Here is an 18,315-nt window from a genome sequence, read left to right as displayed (position 1 = left end):
TGATCGGCGTCAGCAGCGGCAGCAGGATCAGGACGATCGACACCACGTCCAGCAGCGCCAGATCAGGACGCTGAACATGACCAGTGCCGCACCCCAGGCGATGGTCTCGGTGAGGCGGCGCAGGCCGGGGGGCAGGCGGTCCACCGGGAAGGTGATGCGGATGTGGCGGGCGGCGGCCACTGAGGCGAGTACTTACCCCACAACCTCCCCCGTTGGGCGGGGGAGGGGCCGGGTGGGGCAAGTTGCCGCGTTACTTCCGGTTGGCAATGGACTCTTCGGCCTGTTTGACCAGCGCCGGGCCGATCGTCTGCGCCCACTTGTCGAAGACCGGGCGGGTCGCCGTCTGGAAGGCCTTCTGCTGCGCGGGCGTCAGCTGCACCACATCGACGCCCTGGCCCTTGATGTCCTTGATCAGGCTGTCGTCCTGGGCGGTGATGCCCTTGCGCGAGATCGCGATCTCCTCCTGGCCGGCCTGGAGGGCGGCGGCGCGCACGGCCTCCTGGTCCTCCTTGGACCACGAGTTCCAGACCTCCTTGTTGACCACGAAGATCAGCGGGTCGGCGACGTAGCCCCACAGCGTCAGGTTCTTCTGGTTCAGCGTCGGCAGCTTGGCGGCGGTGAACACGGCCACCGGGTTCTCCTGGCCGTCCACCGCGCCGGTGGACAGCGCCGGCTGCGCGTCGGCCCAGCTCATCTGCGTCGGGTTGGCGCCCAGCGCCGTGAAGGTGTCGAGGAACAGCGGCGAGCCGACGACGCGGATCTTCAGGCCCTTCAGATCCTCGGGCGTCGTCACCGGGCGCTTGGAGTTGGACAGCTCGCGGAAGCCGTTCTCGCCCCAGGCCACCGGCACCACGTCCTTGGTCGCCAGCAGGTCGAAGATCTGCTTGCCGACCGGCCCCTGCGTCAGCGCGTCGATGGCCTTGTGGTCGGGCATCAGGAAGGGCAGGGCGAAAAGGTTCAGTTCCTTCACCTGTGGCGACCAGTTGATGGTCGAGCCGACGGCGAGGTCGATGACCCCCTGGCGCAGCGCCGTGAATTCCTTGGTCTGGTCACCGTTCACCAGCGAGGTGCCAGGGTACATCTTGATGTTGATGCGCCCTTGCGTCTTCTCCTTGACCAGCTCGGACCAGCGGTCGCCGGCCACACCCCAGGGGAACGGCTTGCCCAGCACGGTGGACAGCTTGTATTCCGCCTTGTAGTCGGCAGCCATTGCGGCGCCCGGCAGAACGAGCGCGGCCAACGCCAGACCGGCCCAAAGCGCCTTCATCGACTTCATGCGGCATCCCTCCGTTATGTTTTGCCGTCTCAAATGGAGGGGGATGGTAACAGGCATGATCGTGCCAAGCCACAACCGGCGTGCGCCGGTTTGACCGGTCCCGCCACTTGCCCGACAATGGCGCGCTAACGGTGGGGGAGATTTGCGATGCGGGTGGAATGGTGGATGGCGGCGGCGCTGGCTCTGGCGCCGCCCGTTTTGCTGCCGCGGGGCGTGCAGGCCGCCGAGGCGCCGATCATGCTCGGCACCAACCCCAGCGAATGCGATATCTCCCGTGCGTTGCTGGGCGTCGCACCGCCCAGTTGCCCGCCGGCCCCGGTGGTGATCCCCGCCGCCCCCGCAATAGCGGTGGAGCCTCCCGCGGCGGCGCCGACGACGGCGATGCGCCCGGCCCCGTCCGTCATCGCCGCTCCGGCCAGGGAAGAGCGCCGGGTGGCATTTCTTATCAACTTCGATTTCAACTCAACGCGCATCCGGCCGGAGTCGCAGGCGGTGCTCGACCGGGTGGCGGCGGTGATCATGGCGCCGGACTCCGGTGCGGCCCGCTTCCGCATCGTCGGCCACACGGACGGCGTCGGTTCCGACGCGGCGAACCTGGACTTGTCACGCCGCCGCGCCGCCGCAGTGAAGGACTATCTGGTGCGCCACCACCACGTTGCCGCCGCTCGGCTGGACGCCACGGGCATGGGCAAGCGCGAGCCCATCGACCGCGCCAACCCCCGCGCCGCCGAAAACCGACGGGTGGAGATCGTCACGCTCGGCGGATAATCGCCAAGTGGATGTGTTGGTCTTTTCTCTCTAAGAAGAGGTATGCCGCCGGTACAGGTCGGCTGTTTACTGCTGCTTAAGTGATTCGGGCCGAATCTTCGCGGGCAACGTGGTTGCGCTTTTCTCGCAGGGACTTGAGCTTAGCCATAAGTTCGCGAGATGCGCTCTTGGAGTTCGCGCCGTGGCCCAGTCCGTTTCCCGCGCTCTTCACGCCCTCAAGCGCTACAACGCGCAGCCCGAGCAGATCGATCAGACGATCCTGTCGGCCATCAACGTCACGCTGTGCTTGGCCTCCGGCGGTGACGACCGCGTCGCCGAAGGCTTCAACGCCGACATCGCGCTCAGCGGCCGGGCCTTCGGCCTCCGCCACTGAGCGCGGTCCGTCCACTCCTCAGACGTGGGTAGACGCCAGGATCTCTTCCGCGTCGGCGCCGGTGCCGCGGCCCGGCAGCAGGGCGTTGAGCAGCACGCCGAGCAGCGCCGACAGCGCCATCGACGACACCACGAACCCGCCATCGCCGAACTTCAGCGACGCGCCGCCAATGCCGATCACCAGGATGGTGGAGGAGATCAGCAGGTTGCGCTTGTCGCCCAGGTCCACCTTGCCCTCGATCAGCGTGCGGATGCCCGACGACGCGATGACGCCGAACAGGGCGATGGACACACCGCCCATGACCGCGGTGGGGATGGTCGACAGGAACGCCGACAGCTTGCCGACGAAGCCCAGGACGACCGCCATGCCCGCCGCTCCCGCGATGACCCAGACGCTGAAGATGCGCGTCACCGCCAGCACGCCGATGTTCTCGCCATAGGTGGTGGCCGGCGGGCCGCCGATGGCGCCGGCGATCATGGTGGCGACACCGTCGCCGAGGATCGAGCGGTGCAGGCCCGGATCCTTGATCAGGTTGCGGCCGACGACGCGGCTCAGCACGATCTGTCCGCCGATGTGCTCGGCGATGGTGACGAGCGCCACGGGGGCGACCATCAGGATCATGGCGATGACCGAGGCGCCGTCCTTCATGTTCGAGAACAGGAAGTGGAAGTTCGGCACCTGAAACCACGGCGCGTTGGCGATCAGGGTGAAGTCCACCAGCCCGGCGGCCAGCGCCGCCAGATAGCCGGTGACGATGCCCAGCAGGATCGGCACCACCGTGAAGAAGCCGCGCAGCACGATGGAGTAGACGAAGATGCTGCCCAGCGTGAACAGCGCGACGAGGAAGTGCGGCAGGCTGTAGACGCCGCCGCCCGCGGTGTTCTGCGCCATGCCCACCGCCACCGAGGCGAGGCCCAGCCCGATCACCACGATCACCGGCCCGATGACGATGGGCGGCAGGATGGCCAGCAGCCAGCGCACGCCGAAGCCCTTGATCAGGAAGGCGACCAGCACATAGACCGCCCCCGCCGCGCAGGCGCCGACCAGCGCACCGCCGGTGCCGCCGATGGCGGTGGCGGTGAGGATCGGCCCGATGAAGGCGAAGGACGAGCCGAGATAGGCCGGCAGCCGCCACTTGGTGAAGCCCAGGTAGATCAGCGTGCCCAGCCCCGACGACACGAGGCCGACCGCCGGGTCGAGCCCGGTGAGGATGGGGACCAGCACGGTGGCGCCGAACATGGCGAACAGGTGCTGAAGGCTGAGCAGGATGAAGGTGGCCGGCGCCGGGCGTTCGTGGACGTCCAGCACGCAGTCGCGGGTGACGGCGGTCATGGGTGGCTGATCCCTGAACCTTGTGAGAGGTGCGGACCGATACCGCGGGTTGGGGAGAAGGTCAAACGACCTTATTCCCTCTCCCGTCCCGGGAGAGGGAGGGGCCCGCGCGAAGCGTGGGAGGGTGAGGGTCGTGCAAGGATCCTTGGATTTACCCTCACCCGGCCGCTGCGCGGCCACCCTCTCCTGGGGCGGGAGAGGGAATCACGAATGGTCCCGGATCACGTCCAGGAAGGAATCCGCGTACAAATCCAGCTTCCGCGCCCCCACGCCGGGCAGGCGCGAGAATGTCTGCCGGTCCAGCGGCCGCTGCTCGACCATCTCCAGCAGCGTCGAATCGTGGAAGATCACGTAGGGCGGCACGCCCTGGTCGCGCGCCAGTTCCAGCCGGCAGGCCTTCAGCGCGTGCCACAGCGTGTCGTCCGCCGGGCTGAGCGCGCCGCGCGCGCCGGACCGCGACACGCCCTCGCCCGACCGCCCGCCGCCGCGCACCTGCCGGCGCAGTGCGTCGTGCACCGAGCGGCGGCGCTCCGGCACCGGGTCCTTGCGCAGCGTCACGGCGCGCTGGCCCTTGATCACCGCCACGCCGGCATCGGTCAGGCGGAAGCCGCCGAAGCCTTCCATGTCCACCGTCAGCAGCCCGGCCGCGACGAGCTGGCGGAACACCGACTGCCACTCCGCCTTGCTGATGTCCTTGCCGACGCCGAAGGTCTTGAGCTTGTCGTGGTGCATCGCCGCCACCTTCTCGGTGGTGTTGCCCAGCAGCACGTCCACCAGATGCCCGGCGCCATAGCGCTGTCCAGTGCGGTAGACGGCGCTCAGCGCCTTCTGCGCCGCAACCGTGCCGTCCCAGCGCTCGACCGGCTCCAGGCAGGTGTCGCAGTTGCCGCACGGCTCGCCCATGTGCTCGCCGAAATAGTTCAGCAGAACCTGCCGGCGGCAGGTCGCCGTCTCGCAGAAGCCCAGCAGCGCCTCCAGCTTGGAGCGCTCGACCCGGCGGTGCGTCTCGCCGGCTTCGGACTGCTCCAGCATCTGGCGTAGGCCGACCACGTCGGCCATGCCGTAGGCCATCCAGGCGTTGGCCGGCAGCCCGTCGCGCCCGGCGCGGCCGGTTTCCTGATAGTAGGCTTCCAGGCTCTTGGGCGGGTCGAGGTGGGCGACGAAGCGCACGTTGGGCTTGTCGATGCCCATGCCGAAGGCGACCGTCGCCACCATGACGATGCCCTCGCCCTTGATGAACAGGTCCTGGTTCGCCTCGCGCACCTCGGCCGGCAGGCCGGCGTGGTAGGGCAGCGCCTCGCGCCCCTGGCCGTTCAGCCATGTGGCGACGGCGTCCACCTTCGCCCGTGACATGCAGTAGATGATGCCGGCGTCTTCCGGGTGGTTCTCGCGCAGGAAGCCGAGGAGCTGCTGGCGTTCCGAGTTCTTCGGCAGGACGCGGTAGGTGATGTTCGGCCGGTCGAACGACGACAGGAAGATCCGCGCCTCGGTGAGGTTCAGCTTGTCGGCGATCTCCGCGCGGGTCTGCGCGTCGGCGGTTGCGGTCAGCGCGATGCGCGGCACGGTCGGGTAACGCTCGTGCAGCACCGAGAGCTGCAAGTACTCGGGCCGGAAATCATGCCCCCACTGCGACACGCAGTGCGCCTCGTCCAGCGCGAACAGCGACAGTTTCGTGCGCTCCAGCAGGTCGAGGAAGCGTTCGGTGACCAGACGTTCCGGCGCTACGTAGACAAGGTCGATGTCGCCGTTGACCATGGCGCGCTCGACGTCACGGGCCTCGCCAGCCCCCAGCGACGAGTTGAGGAACGCCGCCCGCACGCCGAGCTGGCGCAGCGCCGTCACCTGATCGCGCATCAGCGCGATCAGCGGCGACACGACGATGGTCACGCCGTCGCGCACCAGTGCCGGGATCTGGTAGCACAGCGACTTGCCGCCACCGGTCGGCATCAGCACCAGCGCGTCGTTGCCCGCGACCACATGGTTGATGATCTCCGCCTGCTGGCCGCGGAACGCGTCGTAGCCGAACACGCTGCGCAGCACGTCCAGGGCCGAGTCGGTGTGTCTGGAAAACAGCGTATCCACGCCCATCCGATGCTAAATCCGGTGGCCGGGAAGCCGGCCCTTACACAACGGCTATGATGTGGCACAGATCCGCGCGCCGGTGAAGCGGCATTGTGGCAGGGCCGGGTGGACACTGGTGCGGACATCGGTGCGACAGCGCGGCACACGCGAATACGCTTGTGTTCGCCTCGCGTGTCGCGCGTAAAATGGAAACGGCGGGTGGATTGGCCACCCGCCGCTTTCAGAGGAGGAAAAGGCATGAAAAAGATGCCCTTTCTCCTGGTGCTCGAATGGCGGGGCTGGCGGATCGTGATCCACCGGACCCGTCGCTAGGCACGAGGAGCGGCCGGTGGGTGCTGCGAACACCCACCGGCCAGCTCCCAATATAATCGCTTACAGCAGGTCCCGCAACATCGCCACCAGCGGCACGTCGGCGGGCGGCATGGGGTAATCGCCCATGCGGTTCGGGTACACCCACTTCAACTGCTGCCCCTCTAGCGCCCGCACATTGCCATTCCACACCCGGCAGATGTACAGCGGCATCAGCAGGTGGAAGTCCTCGTAGGTGTGCGAGGCGAAGGTGAACGGCGCGAAGCAACTCGCCGCCGTATCGATGTCCAGCTCCTCCTTCAACTCGCGCACAAGTGCTGCCTCGGGCGTCTCGTCGGCGTGGACTTTGCCGCCGGGGAACTCCCACAGGCCGGCCAGCGACTTGCCGGGCGGGCGTTGCGCCAGAAGCACGCGCCCGTCCGCATCCACCAGCGCCACCGCCACCACGAACAGCAGGCGCTTGGAGCCGGCCGGCGGGGTGGAGTTGGGGTTGAAGCAGGGTGTCGGCTCGTCCAGGTCCATGGTCACGCCGGTCAGCTCCGGTAGCTGCCGTTGATGTCGATGTAGCCGTGCGTCAGGTCGCAGGTCCACACCGTCGCCGTGCCCGTGCCGCCCAGGTCGAGGTCGACGAGGACGTCCACCTCCTTGCCCTTCATGTGGGCGGTGATCGGCGCCTCGTCATAGCCCGGCACCTCCATGCCGTCGGCGCAGATCAGCACGCCGCCGATGGAGATCTTCAGCTTGTCGCGGTCGGCGCGCTCGCCGGCGCGGCCCACCGCGGCGACGACGCGGCCCCAGTTGGCGTCCTCGCCGGCAATCGCCGTCTTCACCAGCGGCGAGTTGGCGACGGTCATCGCGATGCGCTTGGCCGCTTCGTTGCTGTCGGCGCCCTTGACGGTAACGGTGACGAACTTGGTGGCGCCCTCGCCGTCGCGCACGATCTGTTGGCTGAGGTCGAGCGCCACCTCTTCCAGCGCCTTGCGGAAGCCGGCCAGTTCCGGGTCGGCGGGCACGGACGGGGCGGGGTTGCCGGCCTTGCCCGTGGCGAACAGCAGCACGGTGTCGGAGGTCGAGGTGTCGCCGTCCACGGTGATGCTGTTGAAGCTGCGCTCGTTGATCTCCGACAGCAACGCCTGGAGCACCGGCGCCGGGATGGCCGCGTCGGTGAAGATGTAGCCGAGCATCGTCGCCATGTCCGGCGCGATCATGCCCGAACCCTTGCAGAAGCCGTTGATGGTCACCGTCTTGCCCGACAGCGTCGCCGTGCGGGTGGAGCCTTTGGGGAAGGTGTCGGTGGTCATGATGGCGCGCGCCGCGGCTTCCCACGCGGATGCGGATTCGGACAGGCTGTCGGCCATGCCCGGCAACACGCGGGCGATGGCGTCGGCGGCCAGCGGGATGCCGATCACGCCGGTGGAGGACAGGTAGACCTCGGCCGGGGCGCAGCCGGCGACCGCCTCGGCGGCCCTGACGGTGGCCTGCACGGTGGCGTCACCGGCCTTGCCGGTGAAGGCGTTGGCGTTGCCGGCATTGACCACCACGGCGCGCGCCTGCCCGTGCGGCAGCGCCATGCGGCACCACTCGACCGGCGCGGACGCCGTCTTCGAGCGCGTCAGCACGCCGGCCACCGTGGTTCCGGCGTCGAGCACGGCGAGCATCACGTCGTCGCGCCCCTTGTAGCGGATGCCGCTGTTCGTCGTGGCGAAGCGCACGCCCGGAATCACGGGCAGCGTCGGGAACGAGGCCGGGGCGAGCGGGGAGACGGTCAGTGCCATGGGGTGTCCGTGGGCGGTGGGGGTGGTCGGTTCGGTTTGCGGCGAAGGGGCAAGCCCCTCCCCCGCAAGGGGGGAGGGGCTTCAGGCGGTGCTTACTTCTTCGCCGGCTCAACCGGCTTGGCGGCGGCCGGGTCTTCTTTCGGCATGGGCGAGCCATCCACCTGGAAGGTCTCGACCTTGGCGGTCTTGCGCAGATCGTCGATCACCGTGGTGACGATGTCCTTGGACATCTCCTTCTCCAGCTGCGGCTTCACCTCGTCCAAGGTCGGCTGCGGCGCCTTGCGCTTGTCCTCGACCTTGATGACGTGCCAGCCGAATTGGGTCTTCACCGGCTCCTTGCTGATCTCACCCGGCTTCATGGCGAAGGCCGCCTTGGCGAAGGGCTCGACCATCGTGTCCTGGGTGAAGTAGCCGAGATCGCCGCCCTGCTGGGCCGCCACGGTGTCCTTCGACTTCTCCTTGGACAGCTTGGCGAAGTCGCCGCCTTTGGCGAGCTGGGCGATGATGTCCTTGGCCTCGGCCTCGTTCTCCACGAGGATGTGCGACGCCTTCACCTCGTCCTGGGCCGGGTTGTCCTTCAGGAACTCCTGGTACTTGGCCTCCAGCATGGCGGGCGTGATGCGCGACTGCACCGCCTTGGTGATGAAGGCGCGCTGCACGATGCGCTCCTCGGCCTGCTTCAGCTCGGCCTTGGCGTCGGCGGTCTTGTCCAGGCCCTCCTTGTAGCCGGCGGCCGCGATCAGCTTCTGGTTCACCAGCTGATCGACCAGCGCCGGATAGATCATGTCGAGCGGCATCTGCTGCACCTGCGGCGGCAACTGGCTGACCAGACGCATCACCTCGGAGAGGTGGATCTCCTGCTCGTTGACGCGGGCGACGACGGGATCGCTGCCGGCAGCCGACTTCGGGGCGGCCTGCGAGGTGGCCGGCGCGGCCGGAGTCGCCGGCGGGGTCTGGGCGTGCGCGGCCAGGGCCAGGCCGCAAGCCGCGAACGACAGCAACGCGCTGCGGAGCACTCGGTTCACCATGGGTTCCCTATTCCTTCCGGGCGGACGTCTATAGAAGAGGCGACACGGGGCCGTCCGCCGACACCCCGCGCCCGGTATTTGGGACCGATTAAGCATGGCTCAACCCCGCTCGGCAAGGTGGGTTGCGGGGGGCCGTGGCGCTTTCGCCCCAAAGTTCCGTTGGAAGAGTCCCACTCTTGCACTAAGGTGTGGCCGCTTCGTGGCGTGTGCCCGCGTCGGCGGGTCTCGTTGACACCTTCCGGCAACGGTCTTATGTGACAGCCGTTCGAAGCAGATCCTGCTCTATCCGTATATCTGAGGTTTTCATGTTCGGTGCTCTCGCCCGCAAGATCTTCGGCAGCGCCAACACGCGCGTGGTCAAGGCCCTGCAGAAGCCGGTCCAGCAGATCAACGCCCTGGAGCCGGAGCTGGTCGCGCTGAGCGACGACGCGTTGCGCGCCCGCACCGACTGGCTGCGCGGCCGGATCAGCGGCGGCGAGTCGCTGGACGACATCATGCCCGACGCCTTCGCCACCGTGCGCGAGGCGGCCAAGCGGGTGCTCGGCCAGCGGCACTTCGACGTGCAGCTGATGGGCGGCATCGTGCTGCACCAGGGCAAGATCTCGGAGATGCGGACGGGCGAAGGCAAGACGCTGGTCTCCACGCTGCCGGTCTACCTCAACGCGCTGGAGGGCAAGGGCGTCCACGTCGTCACCGTGAACGACTACCTCGCCCAGCGCGACAGCGAGTGGATGGGCCGCATCTACCGCTTCCTCGGCCTGACCGTCGGCTGCGTCGTGCACGGCCTGGACGACGACGAGCGCCGCGCCGCCTACGCCGCCGACATCACCTACGGCACGAACAACGAGTTCGGCTTCGACTACCTGCGCGACAACATGAAGTTCCGCCTGGAGGAACTCGTCCAGCGCACCTTCAACTTCGCCATCGTCGACGAGGTCGACTCGATCCTCATCGACGAGGCGCGCACGCCGCTCATCATCTCCGGTCCGTCGACGGATTCGTCCGAGATGTACGTGGCGGTGGACAAGCTGATCCCGCACCTGAAGCCCGAAGACTACGAGAAGGACGAGAAGCAGCGCGGCGTCAGCTTCTCCGAAATCGGTCAGGTCCACATGGAGGATCTGCTGCGCGAGTCCGGCCTGCTCAAGGCCGGTGGCATGTACGATCTGCAGAACGTGGCGCTCGTCCACCACGCCCAGCAGGCGCTGCGCGCGCATCATCTGTTCCAGCGCGACAAGGACTACATCGTCAAGGACGACAAGGTCATCATCATCGACGAGTTCACCGGCCGCATGATGGAGGGCCGCCGCTATTCGGAAGGCCTGCACCAAGCGCTGGAGGCCAAGGAAAGCGTGGAGATCCAGCGCGAGAACCAGACGCTCGCCTCGATCACCTTCCAGAACTACTTCCGCCTGTACCCGAAGCTGGCCGGCATGACCGGCACGGCGATGACCGAGGCGGCCGAGTTCGCCGAGATCTACGGCCTCGAGGTCGTGGACATCCCGACCAACCTGCCGGTCTCGCGCAAGGATAACGACGACGAGGTCTATCGGAAGGCGTCCGAGAAGAACAACGCCATCGTCACCCTGATCGAGGAGTGCCGGGCGCGCCAGCAGCCGAGCCTGGTCGGCACCACCTCCATCGAGAAGTCGGAGGAGCTGTCGGCGCTGCTCAAGAAGAAGGGCATCCCGCACAACGTGCTGAACGCCCGCCATCACGAGCAGGAAGCCTACATCGTCGCGCAGGCCGGCCGTCCGGGCGCGGTGACGGTCGCCACCAACATGGCCGGCCGCGGCACCGACATCCAGCTCGGCGGCAACGTCGACATGCGCATCAGGATGGAACTGGCCGAAATCGCCGACGAGGCCGAGCGCGAGCGCCGCATCCAGCAGATCAAGGATGAGGTCGAGCAGGCCCGCGAACTGGTGAAGCAGGCCGGCGGCCTCTACGTCATCGGCACCGAGCGGCACGAGAGCCGCCGCATCGACAACCAGCTGCGCGGCCGTTCCGGCCGCCAGGGCGATCCGGGTGCGTCGAAGTTCTTCCTGTCGCTGGAAGACGACCTGATGCGCATCTTCGGGTCGGAGCGCATGGACAGCATGCTCCAGCGCCTCGGCCTCCAGGAGGGTGAAGCGATCATCCATCCCTGGATCAACAAGGCGTTGGAGAAGGCCCAGCAGAAGGTCGAGGCGCATCACTTCGAGACGCGCAAGAACCTGCTGAAGTTCGACAACGTGATGAACGACCAGCGCAAAGTCATCTACGAGCAGCGCCGCGAGATCATGGACGCCGAGGACATCGGCGACACCGTCAAGGAGATGCGCCACTACGTCGTGTCGCAGCTGGTGAGCGCGGCGATCCCGAACAATTCCTACTCCGAGCAGTGGGATATGGCGGGTCTGCACGAGGAGGTGAACCGCGTCCTCGGTCTCGACCTGCCGGTCGCCGACTGGGCCAAGGAAGAGGGCATCGCCGAGCCGGAGATCGAGGAGCGCGTGCGCGAGGCGGGCGACGCCAAGTACGCGGCGAAGGTCGCCAACTACGGCCCCGAGACCATGCGGCACGTGGAAAAGAGCCTGCTGTTGCAGATCCTCGACCAGGAGTGGAAGGACCACCTGCTCCAGCTCGACCATCTGCGCCAGGGCATCAGCCTGCGCGCCTACGCCCAGAAGGACCCGCTGAACGAGTACAAGCGCGAGGCCTTCGAGATCTTTGAGACGATGCTCGTGCGCCTGCGCGAGGCGGTGACCAGCGTGCTGATGCACGTCGAGGTCCGCCTGCAGCCGACCGAGGAGGAGCTGTTCGCCCAGCGCATGCAGGAGATGCACGAGGGCCGCTCCGACCCGGCGCTGGCGATGGCCGGCGGCGGTTACGCGGACGACGACATGCCCGAGGGCATGCGCCGCTCGGCTGGTGCCGCGGCGTCGGACGACGCCTGGGCGAACACGCCGCGCAATGCCCCGTGCCCTTGCGGCTCGGGCAAGAAGTACAAGCACTGCCACGGCAAGGTGTAACCCTTGAAGCCCCCCTCCCCTTACGGGAGAGGGGCTTTCCCCCCCTACCGCACCGTACACTCCTGCTTCTTCGCCCGCATAGCCGTGCAGAACCGCATGGCCTCTTCGCGGCCGGCGAAGCCGGCGATGCGCACGATGGTGAAGGCGCGGCCGTCCTTGCTGCGCGTCCGCGTCACGAACATCGGCTCGCGCCCATCGAGCAGCTGGCCCAGCACTTTCTTCATGTGCAGCCAGTCCACGCGGGCTTTCGGCTCGGCGTCGTAGGTGCCGAGTTCGACCTCAACCCCGCTCGCGGCCGGAGCCGCGCCCACCGCCGGCCCCTTCTCCGCCGCCAGCGCCTGCGCGACGCAGTCCGTCATTGCCCGCAGGCTGTTCCGGGCGCCCTCCAGCGCGTAGCCCACATCGTCGCCCAACCCGTCGAGGTACAGCCAAGTGCCGTGGCGCAGCAGGTCCTGCGTGCCGTCCGCGTCCGGCAGGTCGATGATGGCGCTTTGCCGCAGCAGATCGGCCGGCGCCTCGTACACCAGACCCTTGTCCACCTTGTAGCGGACGGTCCGCGTCTGGCCCTCCGGCAGGTGGAAGCGCGGGTTCCCCACCACCAGGAAGAAGTCGCGCTCGCGCGTCAATGCGAAGGACAACACGCTGTCGTCATCGAACTCGCGGGCGACGGCGCAGCTTTCCAATTGCCCGTTGCTGTCGCGCAGAATATTGCCCGCCCAGGAAGTGCCGGCATCGAATGCCTCCCCCCACGCAGGAACAGTCGCGCCGGTGAGTATGACTGCGGCGGGAAGCAGGCCGCAGCAGAATTTTGGCAATTTGATCATGGCGGTATTTAGACAGATTTGCGGCTTTCCCGAAAGAGCGTGCCGTCCCCACGGCCGCCGCACGGGAACAATCCCTTAACGGAAAAGGGGTTATGCTGGGAGTCCACAAGCTCACGGGCTTGGGAGGTGCCCCATGGCCCACAACGTCCACCGTCAAAATGTCCGGCGTCACCCGGCACACGACCACTCGGCCATCCGGCTCGTGCTGTTCATGTTCGGCGTGCTGGCGACGCTGGCAGCGCTCGGCTGGGCCGGCACCAGCATGTACCAGCGCGCCACGCAGCAGCGCACCCTCGTCACCATGATGGGAGCCAAGGGCAACTTCGCGGCGCTGCCGCAGATGGAGCTGAACCTGGGCGGCTCGCGCTCGCTGGACCTCAAGGTGACGCTGGAGTTGAGACCCAAGGCCAACCCCGCCGTTGCCGACCGCAACAGCCGCCGCATCATCGACCGCCTGTACGACGACATCCGCCAGGTCGAACCGCAGGACTTGCTCGGCCCCGGCTCGGCCAACGTGGTGAAGCAGTCCGTCACCCGCGCCGTGCGCGGCGTGACCGGCCAGGACATGGTGAAGGACGTGCTGATCGAGCGGATGGTGGTGAAGTAGCAATCAATATTTTTGCCCTCAGACGGCGGGCGGGGCCATCCGGCCCCTTGCCTTCGCGGCCACGAGGCCGCGGGGCCTCAACGGCCCAGCCGCGCTACGCGCGCCTACAGCCCCGCCGCCACCGTCAGCAACCCCACCGCCAGCACCACCAGTAGATCGCCCAGCGCGGTCAACCCCAGCGCGCGGCCGATGTCGGCGGCGGTGGCGCGGGCCTTGCCGCGGCCGATCCACGGCTCGTCCACGGTGACGCCGCCGTCGCGGTGCGGGCCGCCCAACGCCAGATCGAGCGCCCCGGCGGTCGCCGCCACCGGCCAGCCCATGTTGAAGGACGGGTGCTTGCCGGCGTCGCGGCCCAGCGTGGCGAAGGCGCTGCCGACGCTCGCCGTTCCGAGGAACGGCGCCGCCAGCGCCAGCAGCACGCCGGCGATCCGCGCCGGAATGGCGTTCAGCGCGTCGTCCAGCCGCGCCGCGGTGTGGCCGAAGCGTTCGTGCCGCGTGCCCGGATGGCCGAGCGCCCGGTCGGCGCCATCGATAAGGCTCCACGCCAGCATGCCCGGCACGCCCAGCAGCAGGTACCAGAAGGCCGGCGCCACCACCTTGCGGTCGAAGGCCTTGGCGGCGTGCTCGACGGCGGCGCGGACCACCCCGTGCTCGTCCAGCCATTGAACCGGGCGGCGGGTCATGTCCGCCACTTCCATGCGCGCCGCCGGCAGGCCGCCGTGCTCCAGCGCGCGGCGCACGGCGCGCACCCGCACCCAGGCGCTGCGCCCGCGCACGCAGGCCAGCACCGCCGCCAGTTCGACGATCCAGCCACGCTCCTGTCCGCCGGTCCACTCGATGGCGACTCCCAGCGTCACCGCGACCAGCAGCAGCGCCAGCACCACCAGGGCGCCGCGCATCATCAACGTGGTGTCGCCGCGCTCCGGCCGGTTGATGCGGCGGTCCAGCGCGGCACAGAGTCGTGCCGACAGCGCCGCCGGGTCTCGCAGCACGCGGCCGATCCAGTCACCGGCGGCGGCGTCCAGCAGCAAGGCCATCAGCAGAATGAGGTGCGGGGCGGGGCCACCGAACAGGGAGCCGCCGAAAAGCGTGCCGACCATCGCGGGCGGTCAGCGCTTCACTTGGCGCAGCAGCGTGGTGACGCGGCTGTTGCGGCTCTCCTGCGCCCAGCTCAGCGCGTCGCGGCCGGCGAAGTCGTTGCGGTCGGGCTTGGCGCCGGCCTTCAACAGGCGCTCCACCACCTCGGCGCGGCCACTGCGCGCGGCGGCCATCAGCGGCGTGACGCCCTGCTTGTTCTCCTGGTCCGCCTTGGCGCCCTTGGCGAGCAGCAGGTCGACCATGGCGGCGTCGCCGCCCTCGGCCGCCCAGTACAGCGGCGGGTTGCCGCCCCTGTCGGTGCGGTCGGCGCGGGCGCCATTCTCCAGCAGCAGCGTCGCCATCTCCTGGTACCCGGAGATGATGGCGTGGATCAGCGGCGTGCGGCCGCCCATGTCGACGACGTTCGGATTCTCGCCGCGCCGGAGCTGTTGGCGCGCCAGGCCGAGGTCATTGGTGGTCACCGCCTTCACAAGGTCGGGGCCGGCCATCAGGTTGATCTCCGCGTGCGCCGGCGCCGCCAGCCCGAAGGCCAGAAGTCCGGCCAGGATCAATCGCTTCACGTCCCTCTCCTTTCGTCGTCAAGAGGTTTGGCGCATATTAGTCGGACCCGGCCACCGAAGACCAGAACCATGCTGCGCAACCCTCTTGCCCGCCACGTCGCCCTATTCCTTACGGTCAAGGCCTTGCTGATCGGGCTCGGCCTGTGGTGGTTCCTCGGCTCCGCCATGCCCGAGCCGCGCGGCATGGTGCCGGCTCCGGCCGCCGCACTGCCTGGGCAGCGTTGACCCAGGTCATAGGCGTTCCGCCGCCGCCGTCCTATCTATGAGCGGACGATCATACGGAGCCCCGCCCGTGGACGCCCATTCCGCGCTCTCCCTGCTCGAGGCCGGCCTGAACCAGTGCGCCGTGGTCATCGACCGCGACGGCGGGCTGCTGCTGGCGCTGCTCACCGCCGGACTGGTCGGCGGCACCACGCACTGCGCGGGCATGTGCGGGCCGTTCGTGCTGGCGCAGGTGACCGCGCGTCTCGAACAGGTGCCGGTGGCGCGGATGAGCGAACTGCACCGGCTGACCGGCGCCGCCGTGCTGCCTTACCATCTCGGCCGCGCCACCACCTATGCGCTGCTGGGCGCGGTGGGCGCGCTGGTGGCCGGGCATGTCGGTGCGCTGCCGGGGCTGCGCTGGGTGTCGGTGGCGCTGCTGGCCTTCGCGGCGCTGTTCTTCCTGGGCTACGCGGTGAAGGGCCTGTCGGCGTGGCTGCCGTCCGGCGAGGGGCGGTTCCGCCGCTGGTGGGGCGAGCGCGTGTCGCGCCTCGCCCGGCCGCTGTTCGGCAATCCCACGGGCTGGCGCGGTTACGGGCTGGGGGTGGCGCTGGGCTTCATCCCCTGCGGCCTGCTGTACGGCGCCATCGCCGTCGCCGCGGCGAGCGGCAGCGCGCTGAGCGGCGCCGTCGGCATGTCGGCGTTCGCCTTGGGCACGGTGCCGAGCCTGCTGGCGGTCGGCTTGGCCGGCCATCTGGCGGGCCGCACCTGGAGCGCCGCGGTGGCGCGCGCCGCGCCGGTCATCATGGTGGTCAACGCCGGTGTGCTCGGCTGGATGGCGTGGCGGCTGGTGGCTTGACCTCGCGGCGGTGCGAACAACAGGGTTCACACGGATTTTGGGGATTTGAACACGGATTACACGGATTTTTTTATGCTTGCGGCGCATCGGCCCTCCCGCAAGCCGATGCTGCGCACGAATGAAAAAAATCCGTGTAATCCGTGCCTAAATCCGTGCAATCCGTGTGAATCCTGTTGTTTTCAAGGTACAGGCTTCTCGCCCTTCAGCACCTCCGCCAGCGGAATCTGCCCGCTGCCCGGCTTCAAAGGCTGCTGCTGGCTCTCATGCGGCGCCCAAGCGGCGAGGTAGAGCACCTGGAAGGTCGCCGGAATACGGCCGTCCGGTTCGGCGAATCGCTCGGCGTAAAGGCGGGCCGCCTCGAACAGCAGGGCGCGCGACGCCGGCACCGTGCGGCGCGCCAGCACGGCGTTGGTCTCGCCCATGCCGCGCAGGTCGCGCATCAGCGCGAAGGCGTCGGCGTAGGTCACCGTGATGGTGTCGCTGTCCACCACCGGCAGCGCGAAGCCTGCCCGTTGCAGCAGGGCGCCCGCGTCGCGCACGTCGGCGAAGGGCGAGACGCGCGGGCTCATGCCGCCCGAGACGATCTGCTCGGCCTCGATCAGGCAGTGGCGCAACTCGACCAGCGTCTCGCCGCCCAGCATGGAGGCGCACAGGAAGCCGTCGGGCTTCAGCGTCTTGCGGATCTGCAACAGCGCGCCCGGCAGGTCGTTCACCCAGTGCAGGCTTAGGTTGCTGACCACCAGATCGACGCTGGCCGGGGCGAAGGGCAGGAACTCCTCGTCGGCGGCGACGGCGGGGGAGCCGGCGCGCGCGGCGAAGGCCGGCGACAGATCGCTCGCCACCAGCGTCTCGATCCCCTTCAGCCCGTGCAGCGCCCGGCGCACCGCGCCGTCGTGAGCGCCCAGGTCGAGCGCCACGGGGAAGTCGCGCTTGATGTCGAGCAGCCGGTCGGACAGACGCTCGGCGATTTCCTCAAACAGGAAGCCGAACTCGGCGAAGGCGGGGGCGGCGCGGTCCCGATGCCGGCGCACCAGCGCGCGGTCGAAGACGGTCATGGTGTCGGATTGGGTCATGGTGTCCGCAATATAGTCCAGGCGCGCGCGTGCACAACATTCGGTGCGGCGCATCCGCCGTGCTAGAATGCGGCAGCCGATCCGCAGCGGAGCCCCGACCATGGGCATCGAGGACGCCATCGCCGCCACCGTCGAGGCGCTGATGGTCATCATCAAGATCACCTTTCCGACGCTGATGATCACCACCGGCATCGGTCTGGTGGTGACGCTGTTCCAATCGGTGACCCAGATCAACGACCAGACCATCCAGCAGAACCTGAAGATGGCGGCGACCTTCGCCATGCTGTTCGCCACCGTGCCGGCGATCATCATCGCGCTGCGGGAGTTCACCCTGGTCATCTTCGACCGCATCGGCGCGCTGCACTGAACGCGCGGCGGACGATGGCGGCGCTCGCCCGCTTCGCCGTCACGGCGGCCGGCGCTGCGCTGAACGCGCTGCTGCCGCCGCGCTGCCTGTCCTGCGGCGCCGCCGTGGACCGCCAGGGCGGCCTGTGTCCCACATGCTGGTCCGCGCTGACCTTCATCGCACCACCGGCCTGCACCTGCTGCGGCCTGCCGTTCGAATTCGCGGTGGAGGGGGAGAATCTCTGCGGTGCCTGCGTCGCCAATCCGCCGCGCTTCACCCGCGCCCGCGCGGTGGTGGTCTACGACGACGCCAGCCGGCCGCTGGTGCTGGGCTTCAAGCACGGCGACCGCACGCATGCCGCCAAGCCATTCGGCGTCTGGCTGGCGCGCGCCGGGGCGGAGCTGCTGGCCGACGCCGACCTGCTGGCGCCGGTGCCGCTGCACCGCTGGCGGCTGTTCATGCGGCGCTACAACCAGGCGGCGCTGCTGGCGCGCGAGGCCGGGCGGCAGGCCGGCGTGGCGGTGGTGCCCGATCTGCTGGTGCGCGGGCGGCGCACGCGCTCGCAGGGCGGGCTCGACCGCAGCGGGCGGCGGCGCAACGTGGCTGGCGCCTTTGCGCTCCGCCGTCCGGGCTCGGTGGAAGGCAAGCGCGTGGTGCTGGTCGACGACGTGCTGACTACAGGCGCCACGGTCGGCGAGTGCGCCAAGGTGCTGCTGCGCGCCGGGGCCGCGCGGGTGGACGTGCTGACGCTGGCGCGTGTGGTGAAGGCGTGACCCTGGTATGGCAGGAG

At 68.6% G+C, this 18,315-nt stretch carries 19 protein-coding genes; 8 read left to right on the top strand and 11 right to left on the bottom strand.

Going from position 1 to position 18,315, the window contains the following annotated elements; all coding sequences use genetic code 11:
* Window positions 1–27: 27 nt before the first annotated feature.
* Window positions 28–180 carry a TRAP transporter small permease subunit gene (locus ACSVDD_RS15470; protein WP_448190260.1) on the bottom strand — a complete coding sequence of 51 codons (153 nt, stop codon included), beginning with the start codon at window positions 178–180 and terminating at the stop codon, window positions 28–30.
* A 70-nt stretch (window positions 181–250) separates the two neighbouring features.
* Complete coding sequence (locus ACSVDD_RS15465; protein ID WP_448190259.1) at window positions 251–1,276, bottom strand: DctP family TRAP transporter solute-binding subunit; 1,026 nt, start codon at window positions 1,274–1,276, stop codon at window positions 251–253.
* A gap of 147 nt (window positions 1,277–1,423) precedes the next feature.
* Here ACSVDD_RS15465 and ACSVDD_RS15460 point away from each other — a divergent pair, with 147 nt between their 5' ends.
* Window positions 1,424–2,044 (top strand): OmpA family protein, encoded by a 621-nt coding sequence (locus tag ACSVDD_RS15460; RefSeq protein ID WP_448190258.1) that lies wholly within the window; start codon window positions 1,424–1,426, stop codon window positions 2,042–2,044.
* Window positions 2,045–2,225: 181 nt separating this feature from the next.
* A complete protein-coding gene (locus tag ACSVDD_RS15455) occupies window positions 2,226–2,417 on the top strand; it encodes a hypothetical protein (RefSeq protein WP_448190257.1) in 192 nt (63 codons plus the stop codon).
* 18 nt (window positions 2,418–2,435) lie between these two features.
* Here the strand turns inward: ACSVDD_RS15455 and ACSVDD_RS15450 are convergent, their stop codons facing one another.
* The 5 genes from ACSVDD_RS15450 to ACSVDD_RS15430 form a co-directional block, all read right to left on the bottom strand.
* On the bottom strand, window positions 2,436–3,749 hold the full coding sequence (locus ACSVDD_RS15450; RefSeq protein ID WP_448190256.1) for a solute carrier family 23 protein: 1,314 nt from the start codon (window positions 3,747–3,749) through the stop codon (window positions 2,436–2,438).
* Between the two features lie 204 nt (window positions 3,750–3,953).
* Complete coding sequence (recQ, locus tag ACSVDD_RS15445) at window positions 3,954–5,837, bottom strand: DNA helicase RecQ (RefSeq protein ID WP_448190255.1); 1,884 nt, start codon at window positions 5,835–5,837, stop codon at window positions 3,954–3,956.
* A gap of 366 nt (window positions 5,838–6,203) precedes the next feature.
* Window positions 6,204–6,662: a (deoxy)nucleoside triphosphate pyrophosphohydrolase gene (locus tag ACSVDD_RS15440; RefSeq protein ID WP_448190480.1), complete on the bottom strand. Its 459-nt coding sequence runs from the start codon at window positions 6,660–6,662 to the stop codon at window positions 6,204–6,206.
* 11 nt (window positions 6,663–6,673) lie between these two features.
* On the bottom strand, window positions 6,674–7,915 hold the full coding sequence (argJ, locus tag ACSVDD_RS15435; RefSeq protein ID WP_448190254.1) for a bifunctional glutamate N-acetyltransferase/amino-acid acetyltransferase ArgJ: 1,242 nt from the start codon (window positions 7,913–7,915) through the stop codon (window positions 6,674–6,676).
* Window positions 7,916–8,007: 92 nt separating this feature from the next.
* On the bottom strand, window positions 8,008–8,943 hold the full coding sequence (locus ACSVDD_RS15430) for a peptidylprolyl isomerase (RefSeq protein WP_448190253.1): 936 nt from the start codon (window positions 8,941–8,943) through the stop codon (window positions 8,008–8,010).
* Window positions 8,944–9,248: 305 nt separating this feature from the next.
* On the opposite strand from ACSVDD_RS15430, the gene secA reads away from it, so the two are divergent.
* Window positions 9,249–11,957: a preprotein translocase subunit SecA gene (secA, locus tag ACSVDD_RS15425; protein ID WP_448190252.1), complete on the top strand. Its 2,709-nt coding sequence runs from the start codon at window positions 9,249–9,251 to the stop codon at window positions 11,955–11,957.
* A 44-nt stretch (window positions 11,958–12,001) separates the two neighbouring features.
* Here the strand turns inward: secA and ACSVDD_RS15420 are convergent, their stop codons facing one another.
* A complete protein-coding gene (locus ACSVDD_RS15420) occupies window positions 12,002–12,640 on the bottom strand; it encodes a hypothetical protein (protein ID WP_448190251.1) in 639 nt (212 codons plus the stop codon).
* 274 nt (window positions 12,641–12,914) lie between these two features.
* Between ACSVDD_RS15420 and ACSVDD_RS15415 the strand changes: the two genes are divergently transcribed.
* A complete protein-coding gene (locus ACSVDD_RS15415; RefSeq protein WP_448190250.1) occupies window positions 12,915–13,388 on the top strand; it encodes a flagellar basal body-associated FliL family protein in 474 nt (157 codons plus the stop codon).
* A 104-nt stretch (window positions 13,389–13,492) separates the two neighbouring features.
* Here the strand turns inward: ACSVDD_RS15415 and ACSVDD_RS15410 are convergent, their stop codons facing one another.
* Both ACSVDD_RS15410 and ACSVDD_RS15405 read right to left on the bottom strand, forming a co-directional pair.
* The gene (locus tag ACSVDD_RS15410; protein ID WP_448190249.1) at window positions 13,493–14,488 is read right to left on the bottom strand and encodes a cobalamin biosynthesis protein CobD/CbiB; all 996 of its coding nucleotides are present in this window, start codon (window positions 14,486–14,488) and stop codon (window positions 13,493–13,495) included.
* A gap of 9 nt (window positions 14,489–14,497) precedes the next feature.
* Window positions 14,498–15,046 (bottom strand): ankyrin repeat domain-containing protein, encoded by a 549-nt coding sequence (locus ACSVDD_RS15405; RefSeq protein ID WP_448190248.1) that lies wholly within the window; start codon window positions 15,044–15,046, stop codon window positions 14,498–14,500.
* A 69-nt stretch (window positions 15,047–15,115) separates the two neighbouring features.
* On the opposite strand from ACSVDD_RS15405, the gene ACSVDD_RS15400 reads away from it, so the two are divergent.
* A complete protein-coding gene (locus ACSVDD_RS15400) occupies window positions 15,116–15,271 on the top strand; it encodes a hypothetical protein (RefSeq protein ID WP_448190247.1) in 156 nt (51 codons plus the stop codon).
* 67 nt (window positions 15,272–15,338) lie between these two features.
* Entirely contained in the window at window positions 15,339–16,106 is a 768-nt protein-coding gene (locus tag ACSVDD_RS15395; protein ID WP_448190246.1) for a sulfite exporter TauE/SafE family protein, read from the top strand.
* Window positions 16,107–16,285: 179 nt separating this feature from the next.
* On the opposite strand, the gene ACSVDD_RS15390 is transcribed toward ACSVDD_RS15395, so the two are convergent.
* Window positions 16,286–17,179, bottom strand: a complete 894-nt coding sequence (locus tag ACSVDD_RS15390) for a methyltransferase domain-containing protein (protein WP_448190245.1) — start codon at window positions 17,177–17,179, stop codon at window positions 16,286–16,288.
* Between the two features lie 100 nt (window positions 17,180–17,279).
* Between ACSVDD_RS15390 and ACSVDD_RS15385 the strand changes: the two genes are divergently transcribed.
* Entirely contained in the window at window positions 17,280–17,546 is a 267-nt protein-coding gene (locus ACSVDD_RS15385; RefSeq protein WP_448190244.1) for a flagellar biosynthetic protein FliQ, read from the top strand.
* A 14-nt stretch (window positions 17,547–17,560) separates the two neighbouring features.
* Window positions 17,561–18,298, top strand: a complete 738-nt coding sequence (locus tag ACSVDD_RS15380) for a ComF family protein (RefSeq protein WP_448190243.1) — start codon at window positions 17,561–17,563, stop codon at window positions 18,296–18,298.
* Window positions 18,299–18,315: the final 17 nt, after the last annotated feature.

Source organism: Azospirillum terrae (assembly GCF_053470425.1).
This window is presented reverse-complemented; position numbering and strand designations above follow the sequence as displayed.